Origin of the sequence: Proteus sp. G2669 (assembly GCF_009915245.1) — a bacterium.
In the GTDB taxonomy this organism is placed as follows: Bacteria; Pseudomonadota; Gammaproteobacteria; order Enterobacterales; family Enterobacteriaceae; genus Proteus.
The window spans coordinates 63,989-82,278 of the sequence record NZ_JAABLX010000055.1 but is presented as its reverse complement, the minus strand read 5'-3'; the positions used below and the strand labels follow the sequence as shown (position 1 = coordinate 82,278).

General features: G+C 37.4%; 12 protein-coding genes. 6 read left to right on the top strand and 6 right to left on the bottom strand.

Features of this window, described 5'->3' with window-relative positions; translation table 11 throughout:
• Positions 1-2: 2 nt before the first annotated feature.
• The 3 genes from GWI68_RS17860 to GWI68_RS17850 are packed head-to-tail and all read right to left on the bottom strand — an operon-like array spanning position 3 to position 3,888.
• Positions 3-875 carry a DmsC/YnfH family molybdoenzyme membrane anchor subunit gene (locus GWI68_RS17860; protein WP_166541141.1) on the bottom strand — a complete coding sequence of 291 codons (873 nt, stop codon included), beginning with the start codon at positions 873-875 and terminating at the stop codon, positions 3-5.
• Positions 872-1,501: a DMSO/selenate family reductase complex B subunit gene (locus GWI68_RS17855; RefSeq protein WP_109408131.1), complete on the bottom strand. Its 630-nt coding sequence runs from the start codon at positions 1,499-1,501 to the stop codon at positions 872-874. Before GWI68_RS17855 ends, GWI68_RS17860 begins: the two co-directional genes overlap by 4 nt.
• On the bottom strand, positions 1,498-3,888 hold the full coding sequence (locus GWI68_RS17850; RefSeq protein WP_166541140.1) for a DMSO/selenate family reductase complex A subunit: 2,391 nt from the start codon (positions 3,886-3,888) through the stop codon (positions 1,498-1,500). The genes GWI68_RS17855 and GWI68_RS17850 overlap by 4 nt, the downstream gene beginning before the upstream one ends.
• A gap of 571 nt (positions 3,889-4,459) precedes the next feature.
• Between GWI68_RS17850 and GWI68_RS17845 the strand changes: the two genes are divergently transcribed.
• Together GWI68_RS17845 and uspE are read left to right on the top strand one after the other, a co-directional pair.
• Positions 4,460-5,218, top strand: a complete 759-nt coding sequence (locus GWI68_RS17845) for an FNR family transcription factor (RefSeq protein WP_072068170.1) — start codon at positions 4,460-4,462, stop codon at positions 5,216-5,218.
• A 143-nt stretch (positions 5,219-5,361) separates the two neighbouring features.
• The gene (gene uspE, locus GWI68_RS17840) at positions 5,362-6,312 is read left to right on the top strand and encodes a universal stress protein UspE (RefSeq protein ID WP_166541139.1); all 951 of its coding nucleotides are present in this window, start codon (positions 5,362-5,364) and stop codon (positions 6,310-6,312) included.
• A 71-nt stretch (positions 6,313-6,383) separates the two neighbouring features.
• Here the strand turns inward: uspE and pntB are convergent, their stop codons facing one another.
• The gene (gene pntB, locus GWI68_RS17835; RefSeq protein WP_166541138.1) at positions 6,384-7,772 is read right to left on the bottom strand and encodes a Re/Si-specific NAD(P)(+) transhydrogenase subunit beta; all 1,389 of its coding nucleotides are present in this window, start codon (positions 7,770-7,772) and stop codon (positions 6,384-6,386) included.
• An 11-nt stretch (positions 7,773-7,783) separates the two neighbouring features.
• Entirely contained in the window at positions 7,784-9,313 is a 1,530-nt protein-coding gene (gene pntA / locus GWI68_RS17830; protein WP_166541137.1) for a Re/Si-specific NAD(P)(+) transhydrogenase subunit alpha, read from the bottom strand.
• Between the two features lie 386 nt (positions 9,314-9,699).
• Between pntA and ydgH the strand changes: the two genes are divergently transcribed.
• Both ydgH and GWI68_RS17820 read left to right on the top strand, forming a co-directional pair.
• On the top strand, positions 9,700-10,653 hold the full coding sequence (gene ydgH / locus GWI68_RS17825; RefSeq protein WP_166541136.1) for a DUF1471 family protein YdgH: 954 nt from the start codon (positions 9,700-9,702) through the stop codon (positions 10,651-10,653).
• A 265-nt stretch (positions 10,654-10,918) separates the two neighbouring features.
• Positions 10,919-12,313, top strand: a complete 1,395-nt coding sequence (locus GWI68_RS17820; RefSeq protein ID WP_166541135.1) for a basic amino acid/polyamine antiporter — start codon at positions 10,919-10,921, stop codon at positions 12,311-12,313.
• 245 nt (positions 12,314-12,558) lie between these two features.
• Here GWI68_RS17820 and hrpA read toward each other — a convergent pair whose 3' ends face one another.
• Positions 12,559-16,455 (bottom strand): ATP-dependent RNA helicase HrpA, encoded by a 3,897-nt coding sequence (gene hrpA, locus GWI68_RS17815; RefSeq protein ID WP_347877540.1) that lies wholly within the window; start codon positions 16,453-16,455, stop codon positions 12,559-12,561.
• A 234-nt stretch (positions 16,456-16,689) separates the two neighbouring features.
• Between hrpA and GWI68_RS17810 the strand changes: the two genes are divergently transcribed.
• On the top strand, positions 16,690-17,313 hold the full coding sequence (locus GWI68_RS17810; protein ID WP_166541134.1) for an FMN-dependent NADH-azoreductase: 624 nt from the start codon (positions 16,690-16,692) through the stop codon (positions 17,311-17,313).
• Between the two features lie 355 nt (positions 17,314-17,668).
• Positions 17,669-18,217, top strand: a complete 549-nt coding sequence (locus tag GWI68_RS17805; RefSeq protein ID WP_166541133.1) for a fimbrial protein — start codon at positions 17,669-17,671, stop codon at positions 18,215-18,217.
• The last annotated feature ends 73 nt before the right edge of the window (positions 18,218-18,290 follow it).

The following is an 18,290-nucleotide window of genomic DNA, read 5'->3' as shown; positions in this document are numbered from 1 at the left end:
CACTACTTTACAATAAAGAATGCAAAACGATTGAGAATTTCTGCAATCAGTATTGTTGCGCTACTTGCTAATACCATACGCAATCCTGAAGTAAATACAGCATTACGATATTTCCATACGCTGTATCCCATCATTAAAATACCAAGAATTGACAAAATCCATGCAGATATTCTTAATCCGAATGTTTCATTATACGCAATGATAGGCGTATGAGGGAACGTTATTGCATCATTTGTTGAAATGACTGATGACATCCATTCTAAATAAAAGGGTTGCTCCGCCATACGTAATGTTACTGTAAGAAAAATAACCACTAATGCACTGATTACAATTCTTTTTGCTAGCTCACTATTTACAAAGGCTTTAACGCGAAGTGCTGTTATTAATAGCGCTATAGCGGCCCCAGTTGAAAATAGTGCGCCTATAAACATAAAGTAAGTATTAACGTGCATCCATGTCAGCATCGAAGTGTTGTAATACAATGACGCCATACATATTATATCAATGATGCCAAGCAGACCAATAACCGCTAATAAGGTTTTGTTCATGTGCCCTTTAATCAAAACCACTAAGGTATAAAGGCATAACGCACCAAGATAAACGGCAGCAAATATGATTTCACGACTCAACCATGATGAAGAAATATGGCGTAATGCATGAAAAGCATTCCATGGATATCCCATATGTAACGTTGATGCTAATAATCCTAAACACCCTAAAATAGCGGCAGTTAATAACACGGGTCGCATCGCAACCGTGGCTCTTTGATTACCAATCTCTTTTTCTAACCAACAAAAATAAAGGGCTGAAAAAAGAGTTACGCCAACAGAACTCTGGACGAATAAAGTAAAGGTCACTAATGGCCATTCATTCATGCTTGAACTCCTCCCTTTTTCGTCGCACCAGTATGAGGTTTGATAACTAAATTTGGATTTGTCATCGTAAAGTCAGGTAATCCTTGAACTTGGCTTAAATGCCCATATTTCGCTCTTAACTCTTTAATCTTGCCAAACTTAATCGCATTTAGCGGGCATGTATCAACACAAATTGGATTTTTGCCTTCTGATAGTAAATCAATACAAAAATCACATTTTGACATTTGTCCGGTCTCTTCATTCATTTGTGGTGCGCCATAAGGGCATGACCATGCGCAATAACCACAACCTACACATTTAGAGGTATCAACACGAACAATGCCATCACCTTCACGTTTGTGCATTGCTGTTGTTGGACAGTTTTTCACACAAACGGGTGATTCGCAGTGGTTACAAGAAATAGTTAATGTATATGCAAACACATTATTAACCAGACCACCTTGCCCTGTCGGTGCAAAACCGCCTCCTTTTACTTCATAAATACGGCGAAAACGGCGACCAACTTCTAAATTATTTTTATCTTTACATGCTACTTGGCAAGCTTTGCAACCAGAACAACGAGAGGAATCAATAAAGAAACCGAGCTGTTCATCGCTTACCGGTGCATATTCTTTAAAGTCACTCATGCTTTGGTTACCTCAACTAAAACAGTTAAATGTGAATTACCATGTGATAATGGTGTCATTCGTGTCGATGTTAAAACGTTAGGGCACCCCCCATGATCAACGCCGTTTTCATCGGGAGCCCACCAAGCACCGGCTTGTAAACCAACAACACCAGGAATAATGCGTTGTGTTACTAATGCTGGGATCTCAGTTATTCCGCGTTCGTTATAAATACGCACCATATCACCATTTTTGATACCTCTATTTTCAGCATCAATTGGATTTATCCACGCCTCTTGACGTTGAGCTTCTTGTAACCAAGGATTAGCGTACTGCGTTGAGTTAGCTCTATTTTTTCCTTTCCAAGTCAACATTTGTAATGGATATTTTTCTGTTAATTTGTCTTCTGGGCCTTCAATTGCTGGCACATAATGAGACAAAGCCGGAATATCCGGATTATTCATGTCATAAAGACGTTTAGAAAAAATCTCAATTTTACCTGAAGGTGTTGGGAATGGATTATTTTCAAAGTCACTGATGTTTTTTTCAAAGGCAACAAAAGGTTTATCTTTAAAAAGATAACGGCGTGTTTTTTGTAACTCTTCAAAATTAGGAAAATCAGGTCTATCTTCAAAACGTGTTTTGTTAATATCAACAAGGTGAGCAATCCATTCTTTCTCACTACGACCTTCAGTGAAAGCTTCTTTTACACCCATTTTTTCCGCAACTTCTGTAATCCATTCATAATCAGAACGGCGTTCAAAAGCGGGCTCAACAACTTTTTCAGAAAGTAGGAAGTAATTTCCTGTTCCCCACGTATTTCCTATGTTCCAGCGTTCCAAGAAACTGGTTTCAGGTAAAACGAGATCGGCATATTTTGCAGAAGGTGATAAATAGAGATCGCTGACAACAATAAATTCTACCTTTGAATCATCTTCTAGTAATTTAGCGGCTGCATTCACATCTGGGTTTTGATTAACTAAATAATTACCCGCTAAAGAGAAGATCATCTTGATATTTGAATCAAGTTTATCCGCATCAACAAGCCCATCCTCAATACGAACTTTACTTGCATCTTCAACAGCTTGCATCCAGTTCATTATCGAGATTTTAGCTTTAACTGGATTATTACCAATATTAGGTCCACGCATAGATTGACGATTACCAATACCACCGTAACCCGCAGCCCAAGCGCCTTTTTTACCCACATTACCTGTGATTGCTGCCAATAATGAAGATCCTCGCGCACTACGTTCACCACAAATATGGCGTTGAGGTCCCCAACCTTGAATTAGAGCAGCAGGTTTAGTCATTGCATATTCGCGTGCTAGCTGACGAATAGTATTAGCGGGTACTCGAGTGATTTTTTCTGCCCATTCAGGTGTTTTTTCTATGCCATCTTTTTTACCCGTTAAATAAGCAACCAAAGATTCATTAGCAGGAACACCTTCAGGCATGTGATCTTCATCAAAACCCACGACATACTTATCAATAAAAGGTTTATCATGAAGATTTTCAGTAACAATGACATACATCATTGCATCCATTAAGGCATTATCTGTCGTTGGTAAGAGAGGTATCCATTGATCAGCTAAAGATTGCGCAGTATCAGAATAACGAGGATCGACCACAATAAACTTAGTACCATTATTTTTCATCTTTTGAAAATAATGGTTAGTATGCCCAAAAATAGTTTCATTAGGGTTATGGCCCCATAAGATCACTAATGGTGTGTCTTCGAGGGTGTCTAAAGAGCTACCTGTTTTTGCAATACCATAAGTATAAGGCGTTACCTTTAAGGTGTTACCCAAGCTAACCGAATGGTAATAAGGAAGATAGCCTCCTGTTAAGTTAAAGAGTTTCTTCATCATGGTATCACCAGAGAAGATCCCCCCTGTTACTGCTGTGCTCACTGTTAAAAAACGACTTCCAGCACCATGTTTCTCCGTTAAACGTGTCACATTTTCCGCAATGAGCGTTGTTGCCTCATCCCATGAAATGCGTTCAAATTTGCCTTCACCACGTTTGCCGACCCTTTTCATTGGGTATTTCAATCTATCAGCATGGTAAGAAAACTTGCGATAACCTCGTCCACGCACACATGCCCTCATAACAGGCATAGCTTCATCTAATTCATTATCTGGTCTCGTGGTAATACGAGTAACAATACCTTCCTTTATATGTGCACGGATATCACACTTACCACCACAGTCAAAAGTACTACATGTAGCAACAACAGTGGCCGGTTCGTTATCATTTCGTGCAATAGGTAAGCTTTTATCTATATTAGCTTGTGCATTTCGTGCGAAAAAAGGCACAGTAACTAATGCCGCACTTGTTTGAACAAAATGGCGACGACTTAAAGACATCATCCCTTTGTTTTCTTCACTTTTTTCTATTTTTTTCATTAGTTTATCATTCTCACATAACAACTCTCATCAGTGAAAATAATAGGGTATAGTGGTAAACCCTCATTGATGTATATCAATACCACTTAATAGGTAATAGAATGTTTCAATTTTCCGCACTTCTTTGCAGTTCCCCCATCTTTTATAAGGAAAAGCTAATTCAAGGTAGCATTAAGTTGTATCAAAAATACACCTAGTTAACTTTACTTATTTTTTGTTAAGAAAATAAAGAGTTATGTATAAAAAACACGAATTTAAGGTAAAGCCGTAAACTAAATGTCAATATAAAGATAGAAAATATTGAAGCACGCCTTCATTTTTGGCTTTTGACGAGGATAATTTAGTAATAGCACTATAATTTCATTAGAAAATCGAATAATATACCAATCGAGTATAGGGTTAGCGCAAATTGTTCTAAATAAGCCTTTAAGCAAAACATCGTTTTTATCAAGATACATGTTTTGTTACATTCAGAATTATTTCTACACGTATCGTTATTCCCCTTACCAATTACTGCAATATGTGTTAAAATTGACGCATATCAATATTTTTATTTGTAATGAGCAAGCTTATGATCCCAGAAAAACGCGTCGTTCGCCGAATCCAATCTGGCGGTTGTGCAATCCATTGTCAGGATTGCAGTATTAGCCAGCTCTGCATCCCGTTTACTTTAAACGAGCATGAGCTTGATCAACTCGATAATATTATCGAGCGTAAAAAGCCCATCCAAAAAGGTCAAACCTTGTTTAAAGCCGGTGATGAGCTGAAATCACTTTATGCCATACGTTCCGGTACTATTAAAAGTTATACTATTACGGAAGAAGGCGACGAGCAAATAACAGGATTTCATCTTGCTGGTGATTTGGTTGGATTTGACGCCATTATTAATACTGAACACCCTAGTTTCGCTCAAGCCTTAGAAACATCAATGGTTTGCGAAATTCCATTTGAGACTTTGGATGATCTGTCAGGCAAAATGCCTAACTTACGTCAACAAATGATGCGCCTGATGAGTGGTGAAATCAAAGGTGACCAAGAGATGATCTTACTGCTATCGAAAAAGAATGCAGAAGAACGTCTGGCTGCTTTTATTTATAACCTCTCTCGTCGTTTCGCTCAGCGTGGTTTTTCTCCTCGTGAATTCCGTTTAACCATGACACGCGGTGATATCGGTAATTACTTGGGTTTAACCGTTGAAACGATTAGCCGTTTATTAGGTCGCTTCCAAAAAAGTGGCATGTTAAGCGTTAAAGGTAAATATATTACCATCGAAGATGGTACGTTATTAAGTGAACTAGCGGGTAAACTTCCTTCGTCAGCTGAAGTTTAATATCTGTTACATTTCACTCGTTAATTTTATAACGGGGCACACAAATTTGTGCCCCGTTTTCTATTTTGTACTATTGAATTTTATCTTCTTGGGTTATCTTTAAATTGTAGATGGATAAATCCAGCCCTAAAGAGGATATTACAATGGAAAAATATCAAAACCTTCTCGTTGTCATTGATCCTAACCAAGATGACCAACCAGCACTTCGCCGTGCTGTCTATATCGTTCAGCGTAATGGTGGGCGGATAAAAGCTTTTCTACCTGTTTATGATCTCTCCTATGACATGACAACCCTTTTATCTCCCGATGAACGCAACGCAATGCGCAAAGGTGTTATTAGTCAAAAAGCAGCTTGGATCAAACAGCAGTCTCGCTATTACCTTGAAGCCGGTATAGAAATTGATATTAAAGTCATTTGGCATAATCGACCTTATGAAGCCATTATTGAAGAAGTCGTAGCACATCAGCATGACTTACTCATAAAAATGGCTCATCAACACGATAAATTAGGTTCACTTATTTTTACTCCTCTAGATTGGCAATTACTTAGAAAATGCCCTTGCCCTGTCTGGATGGTTAAAGATAAAGAGTGGCCTGAATACGGCGCTATTGTCGTAGCTGCAAATTTATCAAATGAAGAATCTTATCATGATGCTCTTAATCTAAAACTTATTGAATTAACAACTGATTTGTCTCATCGCATACAAAAAGATCCTGATGTTCATCTACTCAGTGCTTATCCTGTTGCACCGATTAATATTGCGATTGAGTTACCTGATTTTGATCCTAATCTTTATAACAATGCACTTCGTGGTCAGCATCTTATTGCGATGAAAGAGTTGCGCCAGAAATTCTGCATCCCTGAAGAGAAAACACATGTTAAAGAAGGATTACCAGAACAAGTTATTCCTCAAGTTTGTGAAGAGTTAAATGCAGGTATTGTTGTTTTAGGTATTTTAGGAAGAACCGGGCTTTCAGCAGCCTTCTTAGGAAATACCGCAGAACAATTGATAGACCATATCAAATGTGATTTATTGGCCATCAAACCAGATGGTTTTACCTGCCCTATTACAGTTGATAGCGATCACGATTGATAGTTGAAGTATCCATTAAAAAAGCCAGTCAAAGAATTGACTGGCTTTTCACTATTCACTATCTGTATCTATTACAGTGCTTTTAAAATTGCGTCTACGCTAGCTTTAGCATCGCCAAATAACATTTGCGTATTCTCTTTAAAGAATAGAGGATTCTGAACCCCAGCATAACCTGTATTCATGGAGCGTTTAAACACAATGACGTTTTGTGCTTTCCACACTTCTAACACAGGCATACCTGCAATTGGGCTATTTGGATCATCTTGTGCTGCTGGGTTTACCGTATCGTTAGCACCAATAACTAAAACAGTATCAGTATCAGAGAAGTCATCATTAATTTCATCCATTTCTAATACAACGTCATAAGGTACTTTAGCTTCCGCTAACAATACATTCATATGGCCCGGTAAACGCCCTGCTACCGGGTGAATACCAAAACGTACTTTCACACCACGTTGACGTAATTTCTCAGTGATGTCATGCACAGGGTATTGTGCTTGAGCCACCGCTAATCCATAACCAGGAGTGATAATGACAGATGTTGAATTTTTCAGCATATCAGCGACTTCTTCAGCCGTTGTTTCGCGATACTCTCCCATTTCACCATCTTCAGTTGGAGCTGAACCATCTGTACCAAATCCACCTGCTATTACGCTAATAAAGGAACGATTCATCGCTTTACACATAATATAAGAAAGGATCGCACCTGAAGAACCCACTAATGCACCGGTTACGATTAACAGATCATTGCTCAACATAAAGCCTGCGGCGGCGGCGGCCCATCCTGAGTAGGAGTTCAGCATCGAAACAACCACTGGCATATCAGCGCCACCTATCGATGCAACTAAATGCCAACCAAATGCTAATGCAATTACTGTCATTACGATGATTAAGAAAACTTGTAAGCCAACACTGTCGGTTTTAACAAACCAAACCATCAATAAGAAAGAAACAACTAAAGCAGCAAGATTTAATTTATGGCGATTAGGCAACATCATCGGTTTCGACGACATTTTTCCACTTAATTTACCATAAGCAACAATCGAACCTGTGAATGTAACAGCACCAATGAAGATCCCTAAAAAGACTTCTGTTAGATGGATATTCACCATCACAGGATCCATTGCTGTGTTGTGGTCAAGATAACTGTTAAAACCAACTAATACAGCCGCTAAACCTACAAAACTGTGTAAGATTGCAACCAATTCTGGCATTTGAGTCATTTCGACTTTTTTAGCTAAACGGATACCAATAACAGCACCGATTACCATTGCAATAATGATCCAACCTACATTGCCAGCATAAGGCCCAAAAATGGTTGCGAACAGTGCAATCGCCATCCCTGCAATACCAAAGTAGTTACCTTGTTTAGAGGTTTCATGCTTTGATAAGCCGGCAAGGCTAAAAATAAATAATATTGCGGCGACAATATATGCCGCTGTAACAACTCCGCTGGACATAATTGTCTCCCTTATCCTTTACGGAACATTTTCAACATACGTTGAGTAACAGTAAATCCACCAAAAATATTAATACTCGCAATTAAAATTGCGACAAACGAAAAGAGGCTAACCCAACCACCACTCCCAATTTGGAGTACAGCACCGACAACAATAATGCCTGAAATTGCGTTTGTAACTGACATCAATGGTGTATGCAATGAATGGCTAACATTCCAAACAACGTAATATCCCACCACACAAGAAAGCGCGAATACCGTAAAGTGAGATAAAAACTCTTTTGGTGCAACATTGGCAAGCCATGCAAATAATAAGAAAGCAATAGCTAATAAGCCGTATTTCTTCCAAGGTGAAACAGGTTTAGCAACGGGTTTCTCTTGTGGTTTCGCAGCAGGTGCCGCTTTAGGTTGTGCTGAAACTTGAATCGGTGGTGCAGGCCATGTTACTTCACCAGCACGAATAACAGTCACTCCTCGAATAACAACATCATCAAAGTCAATATTGATATTGCCGTCTTTCTCTTTACAAAGTAATTTCAGTAAATTGACTAAGTTAGTACCGTAAAGCTGAGACGATTGTGCCGGCAAGCGAGCTGCAAGATCTGTGTAACCAATAATTTTTACGCCATGTTCTGTCGTAAAGACTTTATTAGGTACGGTATATTCGCAGTTCCCTCCATTTTGGGCTGCCAGATCAACAACCACACTCCCTGGCTTCATTGAATCAACCATTTCTTTCGTAATTAAACGAGGTGCTGGCTTTCCTGGAATTAATGCGGTTGTAATGATGATATCAACATCTTTTGCTTGCTCTGCAAATAACGCCATTTCAGCATCAATAAAGGCTTTTGACATTACCTTCGCATAACCATCACCACTGCCTGCTTCTTCCTTAAAATCAAGCTCAAGGAATTCAGCGCCCATACTTTGAACTTGTTCTTTCACTTCAGGGCGAGTATCAAATGCACGAACAATTGCGCCAAGGCTTCCTGCTGCACCAATTGCAGCAAGACCTGCAACACCGGCACCAATCACCATCACTTTAGCTGGTGGTACTTTACCCGCAGCAGTAATTTGCCCTGTGAAGAATCGACCAAACTCATGAGCTGCTTCAACAACAGCACGATAACCAGCAATGTTTGCCATCGAGCTCAATGCATCAAGAGATTGTGCACGAGAAATACGTGGCACACTATCCATGGCCATAACATTAATGTTCTTTTCAGCTAGTTTTTCGAGCAATGGCGCATTTTGTGCTGGCCATATAAAGCTCACTAACGTTGCACCTTCTTGCAATAATGTTATTTCATTATCAAGTGGTGTATTAACCTTCAAAATAATGTCTGACTGCCAAACATTTTGGAGGTCGAGGATTTCAGCACCAGCTTCTTGATAAGCTTTATCTTCAAAGCTTGAAGCAATACCAGCACCATTTTCAATTGCGACTGTGAATCCTAATTTTATGAGTTGTGTTACTGTGGCTGGTGTTGCCGCAACCCTTGTTTCATTAGAAAGTCGCTCTTTGGGTATACCAATTCGCATAATTTTCCCTTCTTATCCATAGTGACCTGTTAAAACTTCTCCGTTAACTTCACATTCATGCAAAAAAAATGTTAAAAATAATAATATGCATGCCATTAATCGGAGCTCTAATAACCTACTGAAAATAAAACCAATAATCTATATCTGTGTAAAGCTAAAATTGAACTTAATTGGATCATTTTAGTCGAAAAGGCATATTTATGAATTATTCACTATATTCAGGTAAATATCTGGTAACATATACTGGTCATTTGACTCTGTGGTGATTCGCTAAATAAAATAATGCGACAAATGCTATTATTACATGTAATAATTAATCCCTATGTGATAAACCACTACGTTCAGCACATGACCAATATTAATTGCGCAAGGCGGAAGGATTTTGTATGAAGCTGAAAACCTCAGTCATCGCAGCAGCGATGTTGTCTTTAACTAATATCACTGTTGCGCAGGCTGCTCAGGAATTAACACCCGAACAAGCTGCAGAACTAAAACCATTTGAAAGAATCACAGTTATCGGTCGTTTTAACGCTATTTATGAAGCCGCTGATGCGGTATCTCGTCGTGCGGATAAAGTCGGTGCTGATAGTTTCTACATTCAAGGTCTAGATGATATTAGTGATAGTGGCAACATGAGTGTTACTGCTGATCTATACCATAAAGATGCACCCAAAGCAGAAGAAGAAAGCTACCGTATTTTTCATGGCGTAACTGAATTACCAAAACCTGAAGCAATTCTGTTACAACCATTTGATACTGTTTCTATCCGTGGTTACTTCCCAACAACCCCTGATATTAACGATGCAATTGCAAAAGCGGCTGCTAAAAAAGGTGCTGCATCATTCTTTATTGTACGTAATGTATCGACAAATGATGGTGGTAACCAAGAAGTTACAGCTTATATCTACAAAAAAGATGCACCTAAACGCGCTATTCAAGCACCAGAAGCCGTTGTTCCTTATGATTCTGATGCCGGTCGCGCACTTATTGCTGAAGGCGGAGCTTCTGCCAATAAAGTTGAAAAGCCAGGTCTTGCATCAAACACTGATTTTGATAGAAGTGTAGGTGCATTTGCTGATACACAAACTTCGGGTGCAAGTGGTCGTTACACTGTCACATTACCTGATGGTACTGAAATCCAAGAAGTCAACAAAGCTGCTGCTGCATTAATGGACCCTTTTGATACCATTACATTTAGCGGATACTTTGTAAACTCACCAGAAATTTCTTATCAGGTTGCTAAACGTGCTGCCGCAAAAGGTGCCAAGTATTACCATATTACAAATGAATGGCAAAGTGATGGTGGTACAGTCACTATTACTGCTGACCTATTCAAGTAATAAAACTTCCTAATTAATAAAAACCTTGCTTATGCGAGGTTTTTTTTTACTCAAAATATAATCAAATAAACCACATTTTGTAAAAGTGCATAATTTTTATGATTTAATGCATAGACAACCAAGTTAACTCTCCGTAAAATCTCGCTGTTTTTTAGTGTTTTTATCTTTATTTAAATTTGAGATATTCATATTTATTCTATTTACTGACCAAAAAACAAGAAAATACGCTATTTATTTACAATTTTAATCACGTAGGTAATTATCCTTGAATAAGAAACTTGGCTTAATATCACTCACCGCGTTAGTGTTAAGCTCAATGGTTGGTGCAGGTGTATTCAGTTTGCCTCAAAATATGGCTGAAGTTGCTAGCCCTGCTGCATTGATTATTGGCTGGGTGATAACGGGTGTTGGGATCCTCTTTCTTGCCACGTCTTTATTGCTTCTCTCTCGCCTTCGCCCCGATCTTGATGGGGGTATTTTCACTTACGCTAAAGAAGGATTTGGTGAGTTTATTGGTTTTTGCTCTGCATGGGGTTATTGGGTCTGTGCGGTTGTCGCTAACGTTTCTTATCTTGTTATTGTCTTTGCTGCCTTCAGTTTTTTTACAGACTCCCCAGAAAATGTCATTTTTGGTGATGGTAATACTTGGCAGGCCTTAATAGGAGAATCCATATTACTTTGGGTTGTTCACTTTCTTATCTTGCGTGGTGTACAAACAGCAGCCAGTATTAATTTAATGGCAACAATGGCAAAACTTATTCCACTGGGATTATTTATTATTGTCGCCCTATTAGCTTTCAATATGGACATATTTACCCTTGATTTCCAAGGAATAAATATGGGTGTTCCTGTTTGGGACCAAGTTAAAAATACAATGCTGATCACACTATGGGTATTTATTGGTATTGAAGGTGCCGTCGTCGTTTCTGCAAGAGCTAAAAATAGACGAGATGTTGGTTTAGCGACTGTACTTGCTGTTGTTATTGCTTTGATTATTTATATTCTTGTGACACTTTTATCACAAGGTTTAGTCAGCCAAGCTGATCTAGCTGCAATGAAAAACCCGTCAATGGCTCCTCTGCTTGTACAACTGATTGGTAGTATGGGCGAAATAATTATTGCTGCAGGTCTTATTCTTTCTGTATGTGGTGCTTATTTAAGCTGGACAATTATGGCTGCAGAAGTACCGTATATTGCCGCACTACATCACTCTTTCCCTAAACAATTAGGGAAACAGAATAAAAATGATGCTCCTTCATCTTCGTTATGGTTTACCAATTATGCTGTTCAATTCTCTTTAGTTTTAATTTGGCTGACGGGAAGTAATTACAACACATTACTGACTATTGCGTCAGAGATGATCCTTGTTCCTTATTTTCTCGTAGGTGCATTTTTATTTAAAGTAGCAATTGCACGCAGTAGTCGTGCTTTATTATTAATTGCCATACCCGCAAGTTTATATGGTTTATGGTTACTTTATGCATCAGGTGTGATTAATTTATTACTCTCTGTTGTTCTGTATGCACCAGGTATCCTGATGTTTTTATACACACGTAAACAATATAAAGACAAAAAGCCGCTACTCTTAAGTGAAAAAATTCTGTTAGCTCTTGTCTTATTTGGCTCTATTCCAGCATTAGGTTACTTAACTATTTACTAGAAATAATCTTAGAGGTACTGGAAAAACAGTACCTCTCTTTCTCTTCTCTCTTCAAAATCAATTTCACTTAGGTCAAAAAAATTTTCCTGCTAAGCTGTTATTTTTCGCACTGATGGTTAGGTATTTATAAATCAAGAAACATATAGTATGTTGTAACTAATATATAGGTGACTATTAATTGGCAAGAGAATAAAAAACCCACGAAAAGCATTAGTTTTCGTGGGTTCAAACATGTCGCTATTTAATTAGTTAAAATTAATTTGTTCCATTGCCTGCAATATACGTTTATCTGAGATTGGATATGGAGTCCCTATCTGTTGAGCAAATAGACTCACTCTTAACTCCTCTATCATCCAACGAATATTTTGCACTTCTTCTTGCTGCTTTTGTTTTTCAGTCAGTTTACCTAGCCATTGTTGCCATTGCTGTATAACATTTTCAACTCGACTCATTTGTGCACGATCACGATTAGGATCGATAGCTAATTTTTCCATTCGTTTTTCAATCGCACTCAAATAACGAGGAATATCAGCAAGGCGTTTCCAGCCGTGAGAGGTAACAAAACCAGGAAAAACCAACTGGCCAAGCTGGGCTTTAATATCAGATAATGCAAAAGCAACACTAATATCAACCCGCCCTTTTAAGCGTTTATTGATGGCAAATACCTGCGTTAAAATTGCTTCAACTTGTTTTGCTATATCAACCACAGCATCATTTAGTTCTGCTCTGACATACTCTTGTAGCTTTTGATATTCGTCTTCTTGCCAAATTAAGCCACCATAAGACGCCATAAGTTTATCAACACCACAAGCGATACAGTCATCAATTAAATCAAGCACTTTGCCATAAGGATTAAAATAAAGACCAAGTTTTGCTTTATTTGGTAATTTTTCATGCAAATATTTAATCGGAGAAGGAATATTTAATAGTAATAACCGTCGTATCCCTTCCCACATTGATGCTTGTTGTTCAGTTTCTGTTTCAAAAAGCTTAATACCTACACTGTTTTTTTCATCAACTAAAGCAGGATAAGCCTTCACTGAATAACCACCGCGTTTTTGTTCATATCGCTGAGGCAAATCACCAAAACTCCAAATATGTAAATCTTGTTGTTCAATACCATCATCGGCTACTGCTGATAATGTTTCTTGCACTTTTTCCTTTAAGTTATCTTTTAATTTATTGAGATCTTTACTTTCTGCCAGTATTTTATTTTTTTCGCCAACAACACGGAATGTCATTTTTAAGTGGTCGGCAACTTGATCAAGTTGCCAACTTTCTCTATCAACCATTACCCCAGTCATTCGACGTAACTCTTTTTCAAGTCTATCAAGCAAATCACCTTCAACTTGAGGTACTCGCTCTAAAAATGCAGAAGCATAATTAGGTGCTGGTACAAAATTACGACGGATAGGTTTTGGTAATGATTTAATTAAAGCCACTATTAATTCATGACGAATACCCGGAATTTGCCAGTCAAATCCTTCATTTTTTACCTGATTCAAAATAGCTAATGGAATATGAACGGTGACACCATCAGCTGCAGTGCCGGGTTCAAATTGATAAGTGAGGCGTAATTTTAAATTATCTTGTTGCCAATAGTTCGGATAATCTAATGCACTAACTCGTTTAGCATCATCTTTGATAAGCATACTTTTTTCAAAGTTAAGCAGATCAGGTGATATTTTTTGTGCATCTTTCCACCATTTATCAAAATGACGAGATGAAACGACGTCCTGAGGTATTCGCTGATCGTAGAAGGTAAACATTGTTTCATCATCGACAAGAATGTCACGACGACGGGATTTATGCTCTAATTCTTCAACTTCTGTCCGTAGTTTTAAATTGTCACGGAAAAAAGCATGACGAGTTTGCCAATCCCCTTCCACTAGGGCGTGTCGGATAAAGAGTTCACGGCATAAAAGCGGATCAATTTGACTGTAATTTATAGGTCGAGAGGCAACGATAGGTAAACCATATAATGTCACTTTTTCATTAGCCATTACTGCGCCTTGCGCTTTTGACCAATGAGGTTCGCTATATTGATGCTTCACCAAATGTTCAGCAATAGGTTCAATCCACTCAGGTTCAATCCGAGCCGCAATCCTCCCCCATAAACGAGATGTTTCGACGAGCTCTGCCACCATTGTCCATTTAGGCGGTTTTTTGAATAGACCTGAGCCTGGATAAATAGAAAAACGAGCATTTCTTGCACCAGTGAACTCTTGTTTATCCGCATCTTTTTGTCCAACATGCGACAATAAACCGCTTAGGAGTGCAACATGAACACTTCTAAAATCAGCAGGTTCACTATTGACAGGGAAACCTAATTCTTTCACAACTTGTCGTAATTGCGTATAAACATCTTGCCACTCTCGCACGCGCATAAAATTTAAAAACTCTTGGCGACACAGTTTTCTAAACTGGGAATGACTCAACTCTTTTTGTTGAGTTTTCAAATAATCCCACATGTTTAAAAAAGACAAGAAATCAGAATCTTTATCTTGGAAGCGCCGATGTTTCTCATCAGAAGCTTGTTGTTTATCCATCGGTCTTTCACGAGGATCTTGAATTGAAAGTGCGGAAGTAATGACCATCAACTCTTTAACAGCACCATATTTACGCGCTTCAAGTACCATTCTTGCTAAACGGGGATCAATAGGAAGTTGTGCAAGTTGTTTTCCCATAGGGGTTAAACGATAAGCACCATTATTTTCTGTTCCCTCTTGTAATGCACCTAGCTCTTCTAATAATCGAACACCATCTTGAATATTACGTTTATCAGGTGGCTGTACAAATGGGAATGCACTAATATCACCTAATCCTATTGAGGTCATTTGCAAAATAACAGAAGCAAGATTAGTTCTTAATATTTCAGGATCAGTAAACTCAGCACGAGAAATAAAATCATCTTCTGAATAAAGACGAATACAAATACCATCAGAAACACGACCACAACGCCCTTTTCTTTGATTTGCTGAAGCTTGAGAAATAGGCTCTATTGGAAGTCGTTGTACTTTAGTACGATAACTATAACGACTGACACGCGCAAAACCGGTATCAATAACGTATTTAATACCAGGTACAGTTAATGAAGTTTCGGCAACGTTGGTTGCTAAAATAATGCGTCTGCCATTATGAGGATGAAAAATTCGATTTTGTTCACTATTAGATAAGCGGGCAAATAAAGGTAATACTTCGGTGTGGCGAAGTTGTAATTTATTCAGAGCATCAGCAGTATCGCGAATTTCTCGTTCACCACTCATAAAAATAAGAATATCACCCGCACTTTCTCGGCTTAATTCATCAATAGCATCGATAATCCCATCAGTCATATCCTTATCGCTATCCAGTTCATCACCACCAATTGGGCGATATCTCACTTCAACAGGATAAGTTCTACCTGAAACTTCAATAATTGGAGCTTGACTAAAGTGTTTAGAAAAGCGCTCAGGATCAATGGTTGCTGACGTGATGATTACTTTTAAGTCAGGACGTTTAGGTAATAGCTGTTTTAAATAGCCAAGAATGAAATCAATATTTAAACTACGCTCATGGGCTTCATCGATAATAATCGTGTCATATTGCAGTAACAGTTTATCTTGCTGTAATTCTGCTAACAAAATCCCATCAGTCATCAATTTAACAAGTGTATTGTCACCAACATGATCGCTAAAACGAACTTTATAACCTACAGCTTCTCCTAACGTACTTTTTAACTCATGAGCAATACGTTCAGATACAGAACGCGCGGCTAAACGGCGCGGTTGAGTATGGCCAATATATCCTTTGATCCCTCGCCCTAATTCAAGACAAATTTTAGGGATCTGTGTTGTTTTACCTGAGCCAGTTTCCCCTGCAATAATAACGACTTGGTTATCTTTTATTGCATTATAAATAGCATCTTTCTTTTGACTAACAGGAAGGTTTTCTGGGTAAGTAATTTCAGGACAATTAGCTTGGCGGCGAATTATCATCTGGTGTGCTGTGGTGATATCTTGCTTAATTGCACTTAATACCGCCTGTTTGGACTCTTCATTATTAATTTTAGCGACGCCACGTAGACGTTTTCTTAACCGTTGTTGCTCCCGCAACGATAATTGCTCTATTTCTTGATAGAGCATGGCAGATGATAATGTCACCTTTTATTATCCTTTTTGAGGTTATTTTCAATCAAAACTAATGCCTTTATGATATCACAACAGATTATTGGCACATAAAGGCTTGGTTAAATTTCTTAGTCTATGATTTTATATAATCAATATATTTGAATAGCATATTCAAAGGATTGAGATGTGATCTTTAAAAGATAGAGTAAAATACCGTAAACCAGCAAATTTAAACAAATAGCATATTTGATAGATCAAGAGAAAATAATGAAAAAGATCCTTGTACTGAAGTCTAGCATTTTAGAAAACTACTCACACAGCAATAAAATGGCCGATTACTTGATTGGAAATTGGCAGAATAACCATAAGGATGATGTTATTACTGTGCGTGATCTTGCTAAAGATACGGTACCAACCTTAGACCAAGCTACTCTATTCGCTTTTGGAAAAGAAACAACAATGCTATCTGATGAACAAAAAGTTGCTAAAGCATTATCTGATGAATTAATTAGCGAATTAAAAGCACATGATATCATTGTTATCACTGCACCAATGTACAACTTCTCAATTCCGGCACAATTAAAACATTACATTGATTATATCGCTCGTGCGGGTGAAACATTTAAATACACCGAAGCGGGTTCTGTAGGTTTACTTGAAGATAAACAAGCGATTGTATTAACGAGCCGTGGTGGCGTTCATAAAGATCAACCTTCTGATCTTATCGCTCCTTTCCTAAAACAATTTTTAGCATTTATTGGTATTAACGACGTACAATTTATTATGGCTGAAGGTACTGCCTTTGGTGAAGAATACGCACAGCAATCTCACCAACAAGCACAAAAAGAAATTGATGCTATCATTAATACAAGAAGCATTGCAGTAAAATAATAATTGATATTTTTCTTAAAGCACCTACTCAGGTGCTTTTTTTATACCTAAATTTAATATTCCATTGCAATAATTATTACATTATTTTTCTTTTATAAAAAAATCATAGTTAATTTATAATTTACAAACCTTAATAGAGATAAATTCTATTTTTAATAAAATCCTTGAAATAATATTAAAATACAGGTTGTTTTAGCAACCATATTTTAATTTTTATCTTTTTATTCATACTATAAATAAATGTTTATATAAAAAACAAATTGGATTTATAAAGAATAAATCAATAAGATTTAATCGCTTTAAGTAATATAGAAGTAATTAAATAATTTTATTAATTCAATAAATGGAATTTACGATGAAAAAAAGTATACTTTCAATATTCATTCTATCTACAACTCTTTTTTCAACTCAATCAAATGCTGTTGAATATACAGAAAAAAATGTAGGAACAATTACAATTAATGGTTCTGTTACACCAAATCCAAGATGTCAATTAGATGAAATACAACCTATTGAGTTACCGCCAGTTCAAGCGAGTAACTTTGGTGATAATAATATTGCTAAAACTCCAGCTCAACCTCTTGAGATTCAATTTACTAACTGTGGCGAAAACATTAATAGCGTACAATTACAAATACCAAAACAAACTAAACGACTTTTAAAAAATTTAGCCAATAACGGTAGCAATGTTGACATTGCTATTTTTGATACTGATAAAAATATTATTGAATTAAGTAATGAAAAACCTAACGCATTTAAAACAAAAATAGATAAAGAAGATAAAAGTGCACAATTTTTATTTAATGTTAACTATATGAAGCCTAATGGAATAAATGCGACACCAGGTTTAGTATCATCCACTTTAACTTTTGATGTTATATATAGTGATATTGCTGTGGATTAAAATGCCATAAATCAACAAAGCTGGAATACCAGCTTTGTTTTAACATTTATACTTTCTACTCTAGCTAGCAAAA

Coding starts and splice junctions, on each gene's coding strand:
- pntB (WP_166541138.1), bottom strand. CDS start 7,772: ATGTCCAGCGGAGTTGTTACAGCGGCATATATTGTCGCCGCAATATTA.
- pntA (WP_166541137.1), bottom strand. CDS start 9,313: ATGCGAATTGGTATACCCAAAGAGCGACTTTCTAATGAAACAAGGGTT.
- GWI68_RS17850 (WP_166541140.1), bottom strand. CDS start 3,888: ATGAAAAAAATAGAAAAAAGTGAAGAAAACAAAGGGATGATGTCTTTA.
- GWI68_RS17810 (WP_166541134.1), top strand. CDS start 16,690: ATGAAAAAGATCCTTGTACTGAAGTCTAGCATTTTAGAAAACTACTCA.
- ydgH (WP_166541136.1), top strand. CDS start 9,700: ATGAAGCTGAAAACCTCAGTCATCGCAGCAGCGATGTTGTCTTTAACT.
- GWI68_RS17845 (WP_072068170.1), top strand. CDS start 4,460: ATGATCCCAGAAAAACGCGTCGTTCGCCGAATCCAATCTGGCGGTTGT.
- GWI68_RS17855 (WP_109408131.1), bottom strand. CDS start 1,501: ATGAGTGACTTTAAAGAATATGCACCGGTAAGCGATGAACAGCTCGGT.
- GWI68_RS17860 (WP_166541141.1), bottom strand. CDS start 875: ATGAATGAATGGCCATTAGTGACCTTTACTTTATTCGTCCAGAGTTCT.
- GWI68_RS17805 (WP_166541133.1), top strand. CDS start 17,669: ATGAAAAAAAGTATACTTTCAATATTCATTCTATCTACAACTCTTTTT.
- uspE (WP_166541139.1), top strand. CDS start 5,362: ATGGAAAAATATCAAAACCTTCTCGTTGTCATTGATCCTAACCAAGAT.